At 68.1% G+C, this 14,476-nt stretch carries 13 protein-coding genes and 3 pseudogenes; 9 read left to right on the top strand and 7 right to left on the bottom strand.

The window, feature by feature from the left end; genetic code table 11:
- Together JK359_RS32375 and JK359_RS32370 are read right to left on the bottom strand one after the other, a co-directional pair.
- Window positions 1-155: transposase (locus JK359_RS32375; RefSeq protein WP_201843147.1), on the bottom strand; the 155-nt coding region annotated here is incomplete at its 3' end.
- A 243-nt stretch (window positions 156-398) separates the two neighbouring features.
- Window positions 399-1,229, bottom strand: coding sequence for a class I SAM-dependent methyltransferase (locus tag JK359_RS32370; RefSeq protein WP_201843146.1), 831 nt, complete (start codon window positions 1,227-1,229; stop codon window positions 399-401).
- A gap of 59 nt (window positions 1,230-1,288) precedes the next feature.
- Here JK359_RS32370 and JK359_RS32365 point away from each other — a divergent pair, with 59 nt between their 5' ends.
- On the top strand, window positions 1,289-1,885 hold the full coding sequence (locus JK359_RS32365) for a TetR family transcriptional regulator (protein WP_236678771.1): 597 nt from the start codon (window positions 1,289-1,291) through the stop codon (window positions 1,883-1,885).
- A gap of 404 nt (window positions 1,886-2,289) precedes the next feature.
- Entirely contained in the window at window positions 2,290-3,096 is an 807-nt protein-coding gene (locus JK359_RS32360; RefSeq protein WP_201843145.1) for an FkbM family methyltransferase, read from the top strand.
- A 92-nt stretch (window positions 3,097-3,188) separates the two neighbouring features.
- Here the strand turns inward: JK359_RS32360 and JK359_RS32355 are convergent, their stop codons facing one another.
- Window positions 3,189-3,980: a class I SAM-dependent methyltransferase gene (locus tag JK359_RS32355; protein WP_201843144.1), complete on the bottom strand. Its 792-nt coding sequence runs from the start codon at window positions 3,978-3,980 to the stop codon at window positions 3,189-3,191.
- Window positions 3,981-4,210: 230 nt separating this feature from the next.
- On the opposite strand from JK359_RS32355, the pseudogene JK359_RS40545 reads away from it, so the two are divergent.
- The 4 genes and pseudogenes from JK359_RS40545 to JK359_RS32335 form a co-directional block, all read left to right on the top strand.
- Window positions 4,211-4,306: pseudogene (locus JK359_RS40545) on the top strand (transposase); the annotation flags it as partial.
- Window positions 4,307-4,840: 534 nt separating this feature from the next.
- Window positions 4,841-6,466, top strand: coding sequence for a S8 family peptidase (locus JK359_RS32350; protein ID WP_201843143.1), 1,626 nt, complete (start codon window positions 4,841-4,843; stop codon window positions 6,464-6,466).
- A gap of 17 nt (window positions 6,467-6,483) precedes the next feature.
- Window positions 6,484-7,866 carry a hypothetical protein gene (locus tag JK359_RS32345; protein ID WP_201843142.1) on the top strand — a complete coding sequence of 461 codons (1,383 nt, stop codon included), beginning with the start codon at window positions 6,484-6,486 and terminating at the stop codon, window positions 7,864-7,866.
- Between the two features lie 297 nt (window positions 7,867-8,163).
- Window positions 8,164-8,802 carry a hypothetical protein gene (locus JK359_RS32335; RefSeq protein ID WP_201843161.1) on the top strand — a complete coding sequence of 213 codons (639 nt, stop codon included), beginning with the start codon at window positions 8,164-8,166 and terminating at the stop codon, window positions 8,800-8,802.
- 330 nt (window positions 8,803-9,132) lie between these two features.
- On the opposite strand, the gene JK359_RS32330 is transcribed toward JK359_RS32335, so the two are convergent.
- The 3 genes from JK359_RS32330 to JK359_RS32320 form a co-directional block, all read right to left on the bottom strand.
- The gene (locus JK359_RS32330; protein WP_201843141.1) at window positions 9,133-9,438 is read right to left on the bottom strand and encodes a hypothetical protein; all 306 of its coding nucleotides are present in this window, start codon (window positions 9,436-9,438) and stop codon (window positions 9,133-9,135) included.
- A 326-nt stretch (window positions 9,439-9,764) separates the two neighbouring features.
- Window positions 9,765-10,469 (bottom strand): DUF6193 family natural product biosynthesis protein, encoded by a 705-nt coding sequence (locus JK359_RS32325; RefSeq protein WP_201843140.1) that lies wholly within the window; start codon window positions 10,467-10,469, stop codon window positions 9,765-9,767.
- Window positions 10,470-10,665: 196 nt separating this feature from the next.
- A complete protein-coding gene (locus JK359_RS32320) occupies window positions 10,666-11,517 on the bottom strand; it encodes a LysR family transcriptional regulator (RefSeq protein ID WP_307788364.1) in 852 nt (283 codons plus the stop codon).
- 147 nt (window positions 11,518-11,664) lie between these two features.
- Between JK359_RS32320 and JK359_RS32315 the strand changes: the two genes are divergently transcribed.
- Window positions 11,665-12,165 carry a cupin domain-containing protein gene (locus JK359_RS32315; RefSeq protein WP_236678799.1) on the top strand — a complete coding sequence of 167 codons (501 nt, stop codon included), beginning with the start codon at window positions 11,665-11,667 and terminating at the stop codon, window positions 12,163-12,165.
- 861 nt (window positions 12,166-13,026) lie between these two features.
- Window positions 13,027-13,491 carry a hypothetical protein gene (locus tag JK359_RS32310; RefSeq protein WP_201843138.1) on the top strand — a complete coding sequence of 155 codons (465 nt, stop codon included), beginning with the start codon at window positions 13,027-13,029 and terminating at the stop codon, window positions 13,489-13,491.
- A 140-nt stretch (window positions 13,492-13,631) separates the two neighbouring features.
- On the opposite strand, the pseudogene JK359_RS32305 reads toward JK359_RS32310, so the two are convergent.
- Window positions 13,632-14,031 (bottom strand): annotated as a pseudogene (locus JK359_RS32305) (winged helix-turn-helix transcriptional regulator).
- A 74-nt stretch (window positions 14,032-14,105) separates the two neighbouring features.
- On the opposite strand from JK359_RS32305, the pseudogene JK359_RS39465 reads away from it, so the two are divergent.
- Window positions 14,106-14,380: pseudogene (locus tag JK359_RS39465) on the top strand (NADPH-dependent F420 reductase); the annotation flags it as partial.
- Between the last annotated feature and the right edge of the window lie 96 nt (window positions 14,381-14,476).

The following is a 14,476-nucleotide window of genomic DNA, read 5'->3' as shown; positions in this document are numbered from 1 at the left end:
AGGTCCCGCCAGGGCGAGTTGGTGCGGTACTTCCACGCGATGGCCTCAAGAGTGCGACGGTGATCGGCCCATCGCCGCCCGCGGACCGGATCCGCCGGCATCAGCGGCTCGATCCGGTCCCACATCGCATCGGTGATCACTGATCGGACGGACACATCCGATCAACTGACCAACCCATCAAAGAGACACGCGCTAGCAGCGAGGCCTGCTGGAGCTCCGCATTCCATGGTGCGTCAGCAGCGGGCCGGTCGGCTGACCTTCAGCAATCGTGTCGCTCGCCGGGACGGACCGTCGGACCGAGATCCGGTGCGACGAGCCGGAGAACCTGGCCCGCGCCCCGAGGGCGTCGCCGAGCTCATCAGTCTGCCCGCGCCCGGCGAGGTCGACGTTTGCGGCGGTCAGGCCGCACGGGAGCGGGTGGAGGTGATCACGACGGATGTGTAGCGCATGGTGGCGTGGCCGCCGAGCATGTCGATCGCGGTCCTGACGCTGTCCAGGACCTCCGCCATTGTGCGTGCGGGGAGCTGGGTGAGACCGCCGAAGGTGGGGAGCTGGTCGAGCCACTCCTCTCGGGAGTAAGTGCGCTCCCAGACGAAGCGCCACTGTTCCGGCTCGCTGAAGCTGCCGGCCTGCCGGATGCCGTCGGCGATTTTCGCGAACAGCGGCTGGTACGCGTCCAAGGCCGAACCTCGTAGCAGGCCAGGCTTGAACGGGGAATCAGGTGCGACCCGTTGGAGTGCTTCGGCGAGGGCGTCGATCACCTCGGCCGGGAGCTGGGGGACGTGGTGGAAGGGGGCGAGTCGGCCGCCGGGCCGGAGCACCTGGGCCGCCTTGGCCGCACCGGCGACGGGGTCCACCCAGTGCCAGGCGGTGCCGGCGATGACCGCGTCGAACTGCCGCCCGGCCGGCTGCCAGTCCTCGAACCTGGCGACCTCGACCTCGACACGGCTGCGTCGCGCAAAGGCGGCCATCCGCTCGTCGGGCTCGACACCGAGCACCGTGCAGCCGGCCGCTTGGAATTGCCGGGCCTCGATGCCGGTCCCGGCTCCGACGTCGAGGACGTCTCGACCGGGGCTCGCCGCGACGATCCTGTTCACCAGGGCCTCGGGATACGGTGGTCGGGCGCGGTCGTAGCGTTCGGCGTCCACACCGAACGATTCGGCCGTCTGCCGGTGGCGATGGGGCTCGGGCCCGGACTTGTCCGGCTGTCCCTGCGATAAAGTGGGCATGCGCCCACTCTAGTGGGCGGTTGCCCACTTGTTAAGTCGCAGGCGCGGAAGGGAAAGCAATGCCGTCAGGGGTGCACATCCACAACGTGCGCGGCCAGTTGTTCGAAGCCGCCGAGCGCGTCCTGCTGCGGGACGGGCCCGACGCGTTGACCAGCCGGGCGGTCACGGAGGAGGCGAACTGTGCCAAGGGTGTGCTGCACCGGCACTTCGCCGACTTCGACGCTTTCCTGGCGGAGCTGGTCCTCGACCGCGTCCGCGGCATCGAGGACCGAACCGCATCTCTGTGTGCCGCCGCCGGCACCGGGAGCGTGGTGGACAACCTGACCGATGCGGTGAAGGACCTGTTCGGGCCGGTCACAGTGGCAACCGTCGCGCTCATCACCTTTCGCGACGGCCTTCGCGCCCGGCTGCGCGAGGCCGGTCTGACCGGCATCCCACTGGCTGCGCACGGCACCGCCATGATCGCCGCATACCTCACCGCCGAGCGGGAGTCGGGGCGGCTGGCCGGTGACGCCGACATCGACACACTCGCCCCCACCCTGGTCGGGGCAGGGCACCTGCTGTTCGCGGACCGGACCAGCGCCCCACCGCAGACCGCCGCCGTACGCAAGATGGTGGCCGCCGTCATCTCGGGCGCCTTGCGCCCTCAGTCGTGATCTGAGCGCCCAGGTCGCACGTCGCCCTCTGTGCGGCTGCTGGGCGGTGGCCGGTGAGGTCGAGGCCGGACCGCCGGGTGGCGACGATCCCGCCTCGATGGTTGGGGCCGGGCCGCCGGGTGGCGACGATCCCCGCCTCGATGGCGGGCTCACCTCCCCGCTTCCCGTTCGGTCCGGCTGAGCGGACCCCGAGTTCGGCGGTGACCCGATTTCCAGTCGGGCGGCTGGGTTTGGTACGTCGACAGTGGTTCAGCTCAGCCTGCCGCTCGAGGAGCAGTTCCGTCTTGCGGTCGATGCGGGCGAGCCTCCTGGCGCGCCACACGCGCAGGGCATCAGGGAGGCGGTCGAAGTGACGCCGCATGCGGGCTGGATTGTTGGCTCCAAACCTGATAAATCGCCTTGTCATGGCCATGAATGCGATTGAGCTGCACAGTATCAATCGTTGGGAGGCGTCCTTCCTGCGTGAGGAGGTGGGCGGCTACTTCACCCACGGCGTCGAGTGCGCGCCAGGCGTGACAGTTCTCGACGTGGGCGCCAACATCGGTGTGTTCTCGGCGGCCGTCTATGAGCGGCTGGACGGGGATGTGCGGATCTACGCCTTCGAGCCGGTGCCGCCACTTCGTGCGACGCTCGAACGCAATGCTCGCGAGTTCTTCAACGGGCGTCTGACCGTGCTCCCTTACGGCCTGGCGTCCACCGACGACGAGGTCGACTTCAGCTACGTTCCGGCCGCCACGGTCTTCTCGTCCTCTTTGCGGGACCAGGGGAACATCGAGGCCGAGCGGCGGCGGGTCACCGCCAGCGTGGTCGAGATGATCCGCCAAGGCGGTCTGGGACCGGTCCTGCGCCGCGTACCGGCTCCCGTCCTCACTCTTCTCGTCGGCCGCAAACTGCGGGTGATGCGGCGGCTCGAGACGCACCGGGTGAAGGTCAGGCCCCTGTCGTCAGTGCTCGACGAGCAGGGCATCGACCACGTCGACCTGCTGAAGGTCGATGTGGAAGGCGCCGAACTCGACGTGCTCATGGGCATCGAGGAACGGCATTGGCCGCTGATCCGCCAGGCCGTCGTCGAGGTGGAACGCTGGCTGCAGAACCGCGACACGATCTGCGAGGTCTTCCTCGCGCACGGCTTCACGGTCAGCGTCCAGCAGGACCCGGTGCAGCAGGCCGGCGACATCGGCTTGGTGTTCGCGGTCAGGCCCATCACGTGATGGGGGCTCAGCGACCTTGACGGGTCGGGCTGGTACAGCGTTCCACTTCACCCTTCGGGGACACGGCCGTCTCGGCCGGCCCCACGACTGGGTCAGCCCGGCTTGACCGCCAGCGTCGCAAAATAGTGCGACATGTATTGAGCGGATGCGTTGGACTGGTGCGGCGCTTCCGCGAAGCCGGTGACGACGAACCCCGCGGCGAGTTGCCCGCCGATCTGGTCGGTGAGGGTGTGGCTGTATTCGAGGGCGGCATCCGCGCCGAACTTCGTGGCGCGTTCCTCGGCGGAGTACTGCGTGACATCGCTGTAGGGCAGCTTGTGCACGACGATCAGCTCGCCGCGCTCGTCGAGCGCCTCGTGGTCGAACAAGTAGGCATCAGGGTTGAGGAAGCCAGCGAGCAGGGTTGCGCCCGGTCGCAGGACGCGGAAGCACTCACGCCACACCGCTGCCAAGTCCGGTACGAACAGGTTGGAGACCGGATGGAATACGACGTCGAATGTTGCGTCGCCGAACGCGCTGAGGTCGCGCATGTCGCCCAGGACGGTGCGCAGCTCGAGTCCGTCGCGCGCCGCCACCATCTGGTCCTGGCCGAGCTGGCGGGGTGAGTTGTCGAATACGGTGACCCGCGCCCCTGCGGCGGCGAGAATAGGACCCTGCTGGCCACCGCCGGAGGCCAGGCACAACACGTCCTTGCCGGTCAGGTCCGTCGGCAGCCAGGAGCGGTCGACCGGCTCACGCCCGATGAGAACAATCGACCAGTCGCCCATGCGGGCACGCTCGACATCCTCAGTACTCACCGGCCTGGACCACTCGTTGCCCTCTTGGACATACTTGTCCCAGGCCGCCCGATTGTGGGCAACCGGGTCGACAACAACGTCTTGCACTTTTGACTCCCTGCTACAGCCAAGCGGTCACCTGTGGAACCGACAGCTCAGTGCCGCTAGCCAACACGATGCAGGGTGCGGGCTCAACGAAATAACTCCCCCGAAGTACGCGCTGGCTCGCTAAGAGGCCGGTACTCGTGTCCGATCACTCGATAGTGTGGCTCCGCGTTCTGCGCCGCCGGTGTGGTCGACGGCGCACTGGGCCGTGGATACCGCACAGCCGGCCCCCGCTGCCTGCCTACGCGCCGGACCTGAACCCGCAGGAAGGTGTGTGGTCCTTGGTCAAGCGCGACCTGGGCAGCCTGGCAGCCGGGCGGGTCACCCGGACCTCTGTCGTTCCGGCCGACCCGCGTCGGCAGCCTGAGCGGGTTGCGGCTGAGCGTGCTGCGCCGTTCGCCATCTGGAACCCAGAGTGTGCCTGGTTCAGCGGCGCGGAACTGTCTGCCATCTCCGACACAACGGATTCGAGTTGAGCAGTGATCGGCGTTTCGTAGTCGACCGCTCACCGCCGATCCTGCACTGGTTCAGATCCAGAGTGTGTGACCCACCGCAGTCACGCCGCCAACGTTGTTCCAGCCGACTTGCAAGATCTATGACTCAGGCTGACACTCTCAATAGATACAGTGCCTTCGGAGCAGGTGTTCCACGGTGGTCCATAGTGTCACGACTGCCTACGCGACTGCCTACGCTGCAATCTTCCGGCAGGCAGCCGCCGACTGCACCGGATAGCCGGCGCAGATGAACACGCTGCATCCCTGGGGTCGCTGCTGCCCATGCCGTCGGTAACCAAGGCGATGAGGCCCGGGAAATTTCAATTTCGGCACCCGCCCGCTTCTGGCTTCAGGAGAAAGGGCACGGTCATGATGCATGAGCCCGACGGGCCGTTCCGTTCCCCCATCGTCGGTGACCTCAACTTGCCTCCGGACGGCACTGCCGACACGGGGACCACCACAGTCGACCCGCAGCAGCGGGTCCCGATGCTGATCGAGCTGAACGTGCTCTATCCCGGCGGCCTGCTGGCGGTCCGCGAGGCCTTCTACGGTCTGTGGGAGCGTTACTCGGCGATGGCCGGCGGGCAGTGGCCGGAGGAGTTCACGTCGGCGAGCCCCGTCCAACCGCCCGTTCCGCACGGCCTCGCGCTCATCGCGCCGAAGCTGTATCAATGCGTGCTCTCCCGCGCAGTCCTGCGCGACATGGTGGAGAGAGACCGCCATCTCGGCGAGCACAGCCACCGGCCGCCGACCATTTTCCGCGTCTGGCCGGACTACCCGCTCCATCCGCAGATCGACCGCTCCGCGCCCACTGTCAAGGCCAACGCTGCCTGGCGCTCCTACGACGCACGCGGTCAGGGAATCGTCTGGGCGGTCATCGACAGCGGAATCGATGCCTGCCATCCGCACTTCTCCGGGCTGGAACTTGCCGTCGCCGACCGAGGGGAGCACAGGTCGCAAGGGCTGGCCAGTCAACTGCACCGCGACTTCAGCTTCCTCGTGAACCCGGACGACCCGGCGGAGCCTGTCACCCAGGAAACCTCCGACGGACCGGATGATCGATACCGGCTGCGACCTCTGGAGGACGAGAGCGGTCACGGCACTCACGTCGCCGGGATCATCTCGGGCTGCACGCCGGACGGTATGAAGCCGCGGGTGGCGGAGTCGAACGACCCCGGGAACGCCGGGTACATTCAGCGAGCCCATGTGGACAAACTGTCTGGGATGGCGCCGGGGTGCGAGCTGGTGAGCATCAAGGTCATGCGGCTCAGCCGCCAGGGCACGTGGGTCACATCGTCCAGCGCGGTCATTCGTGCGCTGACGTACCTGCGAACCGAGGTCAACGTGGACCCGGGCGTCCTACGCGTTCACGGAGTCAACCTGAGCCTCGGCTCCGAGTGGAGACCCGATCAGTACGCTGCAGGCCAGTCACCGCTCTGCCAGGCCGTGAACCAGCTCGTCGCCTCCGGCGTGGTGGTGGTCGTCTCCGCGGGCAATTTCGGTGCCCGCACCGCCATCGGAGACACGGCCAACACCTCCGCCGTCCTGGGCTCGATCACCGAACCCGCGCATGCCGAGGACTGCATCGCGGTCGGATCCACGCACCGGGACGCGCCGCACGTATTCGGCGTCACCTGGACCTCGGGCAAGGGGCCGACACTTGACGGACGGATGAAACCGGACGTTGTGGCACCCGGCGAGTGGATCGCCTCGGCCGCCAGCGGCAATATCCGGGCCACGGCCGGTCTGAACCCGACCGCAGAAAACCCTCTCCCAGACAGCTTGCTGACATACGCCGAGCAATCCGGCACATCGATGGCGGCGCCACACGTCTCCGGAGTCATCGCGGCCTTCCTCTCCGCCCGCCCGGAGTTCATCGGCCGGCCACGGCAGGTCAAGCGCCTGCTCACCGACAGCGCCACCGACATCGGCAGGGAACGGTACGCGCAAGGCGCGGGCCTGGTCGATCTGATGCGAATGCTCGCGAACGTCTGACGCAAGGGGCAGCGGCCATGAATCGACTGGCGACCAATGAGCCGGTGTGGGACCTCGGATTCGACGAGAAGGGCCGGCTGACCGCACCGGTCAAAAGAGACTTCCTCGACCAGGTGATCGCCGAGGACGTAGACGACCTCTTCATATTCAGCCACGGGTGGGGCACTTCGGAGAACGACGCCGGCGCGCTCTACGACGAAATGTTTCCGATGATCCGGGAAGCCGCGATCGCCGCGACAGACATCGGCAGACTGGGATTCGCCGGTATCTACTGGCCGTCCCTGTGGTTCCCGCCCACACAAGCGACCCCTCCATCAGCAGCTGCTGCAACGCAAGCCGGGAGCGGCGCCGTGGTGGATCTCAACGCCGGCACAACAGCACTTTCCGGAACGGAGATTGCCACATCCCTCCAGCCAGGGTTCGCCGACCCGGCGCAGCAGCAGACGGTGATGGAGGTGGGCCGGCTCATCGACCAGGGACAGACAGCGGTCGGCTCCAATGAGTCCGACGTGGAGAAGGAGGCGAGGCTGCGGCAGATCCACCAGCTGCTGAAGTCACTGGTGCCACCGGCGCCCGCCGGCGAGTTCGAAGACGCGGGCGAGACCGCGCTGCTGCGGACTGCAGACCCTAGGACGGGATACCAAGCGGCTGCCGAGGCTTTCGGCAGCGCTCCGCCCGGCTCCGCGACGCAAGGCATCGGCGACTGGTTCAACCGCGCCATCAACGGCGCCAAGGACGCTATGCGAGTGCTCTCGTACACGATCATGAAGGCTCGCGCTGGTGACATCGGCAGAGACGGGCTGGGGCCGCTGCTTGAAACACTGCACGGCCGGTTGCCCTCCGTGCGGGTGCATCTGATCGGCCACAGCTTCGGCGCCCGTCTGGTCTCCTTCACCCTGTCCGGCATCAGCGGACCGTCCAACAGCCCGGTCACCTCACTGCTGCTCCTGCAGGGTGCGTTCTCTCACTGGTCGTTCTCGCACGCGAAAGACAACCCCTTCGGCAACCCCGGTGCTCTGAACGCCTTCGGGGACCGGGTACATGGCCCCCTGGTGGCCACATTCAGCGTGTTCGACTGGGCAGTCGGCGTGTGGTACCCGAAGGCCTCCTTCATGTCCCGGCAGGACACGATGGCTAGGGCTGCGGGACGCTGGGGCGGCATGGGCGCAGATGGTTACCAGGCGGTGAACCCATTGGAGGACCGGGTGATGTCCGCCGACGGCAACACGAACTACGGCTTCGCCCCCGGCACTTTCTACAGGGTCAACGCCGCCGGCGTCATCAACAACGTGGAGGGACAGCCCTTCGCCGGCGCGCACTCCGACATCCGCAAGCGTCCCGTGGCCGAACTCGCCGTGCATGCCGCCACAGCGCACGCCTTCAACAGCCGACCCGACTGACCGCCCCGGGATGTGTGGCTCACTTCGCGCCGGCGGGCGTACACGGGTCGGCCCGGCATACTCCGGGCGACGTGGGTGGAGCATGACCCCTGCCCTCCGGCCGGCGCAGGCATCGAGGTGCTGGAGGAGACAGTCACTGCCTCGGCGGGTCTTCGTGCCTTCTCCGGCGAGCCCGTCCTGCACCTCTCAGGAGGAGCCAGGCATGTGCGGTGGGGAACATCGCTGCCCGGCCCGCCGACGGCCGCCGCTTCCGGAGAGCGGGCCCCTGTACAGGCCCGTTCCGGCGGGACCGGGCCGATGAACCGAGGTGGCACCTCGGCCGCGCGTCGCCGCAGGCTGCGCTTCGAGGGCTGGATCGCGGGCATCGGCACCTCCTCCGGAACCCGCATCGTGCTCGGACACTGGCAGCGGTCACCGTTCGGCGCGTTCAGCGACGTGATGGTGGAGCGAGCTGACGGTGAGCGGCTGCTGCTGGCCCCGACCCGGGAGACGGCGGACTTCATCGGCGCCACGTACGTCTTCGACACCGTGCGCGTGGTGCCGGTGCGAGTCGGTGTCACCGCCCACACCTGGACAGTGACGGCGGGCTCACTCGAGCTGCGCTTCGTCACCGGACGGCGCGGGCCCCTGGGCCTGCTGCTGCGCGCCGTGCCTGGCCCGCTCGCCAGCCGTCCGGCGTGGAGCACTTTCACGGACCGGCTGGCCCGTCTGGCGCTGCCCGGAGTGCGGGCCACGGGAAGTGCCCGTGCGGGCCGCCGCGAATGGTACGGCGCTCGGGACCTTGTGCCGATCCGCCTCGTGTCGGCGTTCTTCGAAGGCGTCGATCTGGGGGTGACGGCCCCCGTGGAACCTCCCGTGCGCTTCGGCTTCGGCTCGGTGCCGAGGAAACCCGCACTCACCCGGGTCACGACGACGGTGGCCCTCGGCCCCGAGTGAAGAATGCGACCCGGGGGTGCCCGGCGGGCCCTGGTCACGAGCGGAGGCGCATTGGGCTGGACGACAGCCGCGGGAATGTGCCGTAACGTGCCCTCACCGTTCCGCGCTCCTGACTGTTCCCTGGCTTGTCGGCCTGGTGCTCCGCAGCCAGACGGCGACGCAACTCGGCCGTCGGACGTGCCCGGGCCGCGCGGTCAGAATGCGCCGCCCTCCGCTCCGCGCGCATCAGGGCAAGGCGAGTGCACAGAAGATGGCATCCCCCGGGCTCTGTGGGCGGCCCGCCAGGGTCCATGGGACGGCGGCCGTGGGGTGCTGCCTGCGCCTGGGCCGTCAAGTCGTCGGCTCTCCGCCGCCCCATCGCGCCGAGAGGGTTCGCTGCCAGGCGCCTGCATCAGGCTGGGCTTGCGGGATCCGCGGCAGCGGGCCAGGTGCGGTCTCGATGAGGTGCACCAGCGTCCAGGCGAGGCCATAGCAGTCGTCCGGACCGAAGCAACTGGCCAATGCCGTGGCTTCTTCGGGAGTGACGGGCTGGGGGATCAGTGCGAGCTGGCGCTCACGCTTGGAGATCTCTTCTTCACTCGCGTCCCAGTTGGGGAGGGGACCGGCGGCGAAGAATGCTTGGACTTCGGATCTCATGGCCCGAATGATCGGCTCCCACGTTCATCCGCGCAAGGCAGTGCCGGTCTGCGGTCACGGCCTCTTGATCGACTTTCCACCTGCGTAAGCTCACCCCCATGGGCCTGAAGCCTGCCGACCGGGTGCCGCATCGCCCGGAGGCGGAGATGGGCTCCACCGCCCGCGGTGCCGGTCGCAGCGGCGCCGCCCCACCCCATGGCCCGTCAACGAAGCTCTATGCGCGCTGCTACGCCCGAAGAGCCGGACCTGGCCCTGTTCGCCGGTCCCTCGCCGCCCCGCGTGCTGCCGCCGGCCGATCCCGCACGCTCCGCCTGCGCGTCGGGTGGCTACGAATCCGGGCCCGAAGCGAAACAGGCAGCGGCGACCTCAAGCGCCGCGCCCAGTGAGGACACCTCACGCCGGAAGCCACCCGGATACATGGTCACTCGATAACGGTCTTCCCCCAGAGGCCAGATCTTCACGAGGCCCGATTCCAAATCGAACGGCGTCCGGCACAGCGTCAGACTCCTGTGGCTGATGTCGGGCCAGAACCTCCTCAGTTGAGGGTGGGCGTGAGCCGCCAGCAGGAACGGTCGATCACGCAGGTGCCACTCGCTGGAGAGCAGCTCACGCCACTTCGCGGGAGCAGGGTCACCATCCTCGAACGCTTGCGCCAGCTCGCTCCAGCTCATGAAGGGAAAGCGGTCGCGCAGCTCCCGCGGAGTGCCGCCCTGGTGCCACAGATTCGCGACCCCCACCGCAGCGACGAGGTCGTTCGTCCACCCCTCCGAGGACGCGAAGCCACGGTGCCGGAGGATCCGTACGCAGAAGGAGTCCTCTGCGCATTGGGAAACGACGACCGTTCCCCGATCGGTGCTGACCTCGGCGCCGGCATCCCATCCCGAGCGGGTCCGCACCTCGCCCACGTCGAAACCTTGAGCCAGTGCGATCCGCTCGATGCGCCGCACCAGATACGCAGGCGACACCGGACCGGGCTCGGCCGCAACCCGTATCTCCGTCTCTCGCTCACCTGTTGTCATGTCCGCCTCCATGACTGAGATGCCCCTTGTCTGGACACGATATGCCGTGCATCGGCGTCGTCCGGGTCCCTTGCCAGGCGTACTCATCACGGAAGAGGCCGACCAGTACCCGAGAAGGAACAGCAAATGTTCACTATTGCGGGAGGCAGTCTCTGGGCCTGCGGGGTTCGGGTTGTTAACGAGTTGCGGCAGCACCGGAGGTCGGTGCTCAGTGACGGTACGCGGTTGTCGCGATCCCGATGAAGGACCGGATCAACGGGTTGGTGTCCCCCTCGTTCCACACCGCCACCACTCGGCTCGGTGGCATGTCGATCAGCGGCACCACGGCCAGTTCCGCGGGCAGGTCGTGTCCGAGCGGGGCCAGGCCGACCGTGCCGTTCCACAGTACGGCCTGGAGGCATTCCTGGACGGCGCGCACCACCGGGCCCTCGCGCGGCCTGCCACCGTTCCAGTACGACTGCCATATGGGGTCGGTGCCCTGCGGGAACTGGAACCAGCGGCGGTCCCTCAACTCGGCCAGCCGCAGCCCGTCGCGGCGGGCCAGCGGATCGTCGGCGCGCAGGACCACGCCGACCGGATCGGTCCGCAGCGCACGCACCGTCAGGGCGGTCTCGTCGAACGGCCCTCGAGTCAGCGCGACGTCGACCAGTCCGGCGCGCAGCCCGCAGGTCGGGTCGGTCAGATCGGTGTCGCGGACGCGAATGTCGATGCCGGGGTGGTGGCGGCGGTAGGCGGCGGCCAGCCTCGCAACGCCCGGGTCGGTGCCGTCGCCCAGGATGCCGATGGTGAGGGTCGAGACGCCGGCCGCCGCACTCACGCGTACCCGGACGCGGTCGGCATGGTCGAGCAGGGCCCGCGCCTCGTCGAGGAGCACCGTGCCCACCGGAGTGAGCGCGACGCCGGCAGGCGAGCGGGCGAAGAGCACGGCCCCGACGTCGGCCTCCAACTGCTTGATCGCCCGGCTCAGCGGCGGCTGACTCATGTGCAGCCGGGTGGCGGCCCGGCCGAAATGAAGTTCCTCGGCGACCGCCACGAAGTAGCGCAAGGCCCGTAGCTCCACGCTGCAACGATACCCACGAGGTATCGGCGCTGCGGGACAGGTCTTGGACAGCCCTGGAGTCCCAGCGGTGAACTCGTGAGCATGACCGAAGACGCGAAGACCAGCGAGCCGCTGGGCACGACCGAAGACGCGAAGACCAGCGAGCCGCTGGGCACGACCGAAGACGCGAAGACCAGCGAGCCGCGGGCCCACCCCGCTGTATCGGTGACGGGTCCCGGCGACGGCGAGATGATCGTTCTGGGTACCACGCGGATGCGGGTCCTGGAGGACGGCAGCCACACCGGGCACCGCCTCGCGATCGCCGAGTCCGTCCTCGCCCCGCACACCCAGGGACCGCCGCAGCACCGCCACGCCCGACACGACGAGGGCTTCTACATCCTTTCCGGCACCGTGCGGTTCGCGGTCGGGGACGAGGACTACGACGCCGCCACGGGCACACTCGTCATGGTTCCGCCTGGTACCCCACACACCTTCGCCAACCTGACCGATCGACCCGCCGTCATGCTCAGCACGTTCACCCCGGACCTGTACGTGCAGTACTTCCGGGACCTTCAGGAAGTACTCGCCGGCGGTCGGCCGCTGACGCCACAGGCCAACATCGACGCGATGAGCCGCTACGCGACCGAGTCCGCCATCGAGCCCGCCTGAAGCCGACGGCACCGCACGGCCTGGCTCGGCCGTCCTCCTTGCGACTGGCAGGGCGGTGGCCCTGCCGCCTTTCGGAGAGCGGGTTCCTCGGACGATGGGCCGGGCCCCACCGGAACCCTTCTGGAAATCGACGCGATCGACGGGTCCCCGTGAACCAGTGGTCCACGAACGGGAACCACGAACATCGGCCGTAGCCGTCTGGCTGGCCACCCGACGGTGATCGAGCACAGTCCTCGACCGGTGGACGTGACTGCAGGACCAGCCACCCCACGGCCGCTGTCATTTCTCATGAACACCGAACGCCGCCATTCACACACTGCCCGGGGAGGCGCACGTCCGCTGTCGCAACTCGTGAAGGGAGCCTGCGGCTCCACCGGCGGCGGGAGAACCTGCAGCAGGAAAGTCAGGTGCGGTCAACGCACGCATGGCGGGCGACCGTCACGGCGTTGATTTGCGTTCGATACCGACCGGCTGGGGCATCGGGCGGCAGCCGACGCGTTTAGGCCGTTCCGGTGATCCTTCGGTTCGGTCGTATTGCGATTCGACCACGGGTGGTAATGCAGGCAAGTGAGCATTCCGCCGCCGCCAGCGCCCCCGCCCGGCCCCCTGCGCGGAGTACCTGCGGCCAGTCCACCGCCTGAGCGGCCCTGGTGGCGCACGATCCCCGCGATCATCGGTCTCGTCCTGGCCGTTGCGGCTGCTGCAGTCGCGTTCGCGGTCTATTTCAGTGGCAGAAAAGGTGCCGGATCGCCAAGTGTCAGTTCGTCCACGGAGGCGCAGGACCTGGCTGGGCGGGTGACACTGACACCCGCGGACTGGGGTCCAGGGTTTCAACGGAGCGATCCGTACGAGGACGACACCATGTCCGCGGAGAACACTGATCAGGACTGCAAATTGGTGATGCAGCCGATCCTCAATGCTTTCGGGACTTTGTCGCGCACTGTCCAAGCGCAGGACGCGTCAGTATACGCAACGTCCACGCTGATTGTTTATCGGTCTGACGACTTCGCCAGGGCAGCTCTTGCCAGATGGCACGACGACGCGACGCGCTGCAAGACGGAGCGCGACAGCGCGAACAGGGTGGCGTGGGACAGAATTCACCCCATCGAGGTTCCGAAACCGAAGGGCCTCGATGACGTAGTGGCGGAAGAAGGCCACTCGCCCATCGACGAGAAGGGCGGGCCGGCGGACACTTATTACACTTACATCACCGGCCGCAAAGGGCCGTTCCTGGTGCAGTCGTACATGGCTCGGTCCGGCACTCAGGTGCAGAACCGTGAGCAAGCGCTCAATGCTCTGTCACTCATGGCGAGCCGCCTGCACTGAAGGTCTGCGCCCGAGGCGTCCGCGTAATCGTCCACCTGCGCCGGTGCCGCCGCCTGCGGATCGCTGGGAGATCCGCAGGCGGCATCCGCCAAGCCTTCCTCACGCCGGGACATGCACTCATCTGCCGGCGACGTCGGTCCTCACGCTGTTGACCCGTCCGGGCAAGTGGGACGAGGGGACTGCGGGTCCGGGGTGCACGCTGCTTCCTGGGCGGCCATGACCGCATCACCGTATTCGAAGGCCCATGCGCCGAAGGCGTCGATGGGCGCCAGCAAGCGTCCGTCCCAGAGCGGTGCGTTGGTACTGGACCCGTGATGGTGCGTCGGGATCCGCCTGCCGGTCGACCAGTCCGTTGAACTGCAGCCGGCGCAGTGTCTCGGTGAGGACCTTGGAACCGATGCCCCCGATCCGCTCCCGTCGTTCGACCGGGCGCCTGGGACCGTCGCGTAGTGCCCAGAGCACCACGGCGTTCCAGGTGTTGGAGAGCAGGGCGAAGGCGAGACGGGCGCGGCAGTCTGCGAGAAAGGCGTCGGTCGTCACGTACCGAATGGTGCCCGAACGGCCGCCTAGCGTCGGTGTGAACGGTCGAAGCAGGCACAGAGAGGGAATGCGTGATGAGAATCGGCGTACTGGGAACGGGCAACATGGCCGACGCGCTCGCCACCCACTGACGGCGGGCCGGACACGAGGTGACCATCGGGGGGCGGGACGCACACAAGGCGAGCGGCTCGCGACGCGCATCGGAGGCAGTGCGAAGCCTGCCGGTCTGCGCGCGGCGGCCGAGTCCGGCCAGGTGGTGGTGGCCGCGCTGCCCTACGGTGCGGGGGCAGGCGTGGCACGGGACCTGCACGCGGCCTTGGAGGACAAGGTGCTGCTCGACTGTTCCAACCGGCGCAGGAACCGAGGGCGGCTGTGCCAGGGATCGCTCCGCCCGGTCGGGGCTCTCGGAGGATGGTGCGGGTCCTGCTGGACCCCCTTCGGGGAG

This window comes from Streptomyces actinomycinicus (assembly GCF_016741775.1).
In the GTDB taxonomy this organism is placed as follows: domain Bacteria; phylum Actinomycetota; class Actinomycetes; order Streptomycetales; family Streptomycetaceae; genus Streptomyces; species Streptomyces actinomycinicus.
This window is presented reverse-complemented; position numbering and strand designations above follow the sequence as displayed.

Excerpts from the sequence above, each read along its gene's own strand:
- JK359_RS32370 (WP_201843146.1), bottom strand. The coding sequence starts at position 1,229 with ATGCCCACTTTATCGCAGGGACAGCCGGACAAGTCCGGGCCCGAGCCC.
- JK359_RS32365 (WP_236678771.1), top strand. The coding sequence starts at position 1,289 with ATGCCGTCAGGGGTGCACATCCACAACGTGCGCGGCCAGTTGTTCGAA.
- JK359_RS32360 (WP_201843145.1), top strand. The coding sequence starts at position 2,290 with ATGGCCATGAATGCGATTGAGCTGCACAGTATCAATCGTTGGGAGGCG.
- JK359_RS32350 (WP_201843143.1), top strand. The coding sequence starts at position 4,841 with ATGATGCATGAGCCCGACGGGCCGTTCCGTTCCCCCATCGTCGGTGAC.
- JK359_RS32345 (WP_201843142.1), top strand. The coding sequence starts at position 6,484 with ATGAATCGACTGGCGACCAATGAGCCGGTGTGGGACCTCGGATTCGAC.
- JK359_RS32335 (WP_201843161.1), top strand. The coding sequence starts at position 8,164 with ATGAACCGAGGTGGCACCTCGGCCGCGCGTCGCCGCAGGCTGCGCTTC.
- JK359_RS32330 (WP_201843141.1), bottom strand. The coding sequence starts at position 9,438 with ATGAGATCCGAAGTCCAAGCATTCTTCGCCGCCGGTCCCCTCCCCAAC.
- JK359_RS32325 (WP_201843140.1), bottom strand. The coding sequence starts at position 10,469 with ATGGAGGCGGACATGACAACAGGTGAGCGAGAGACGGAGATACGGGTT.
- JK359_RS32310 (WP_201843138.1), top strand. The coding sequence starts at position 13,027 with ATGTCCGCGGAGAACACTGATCAGGACTGCAAATTGGTGATGCAGCCG.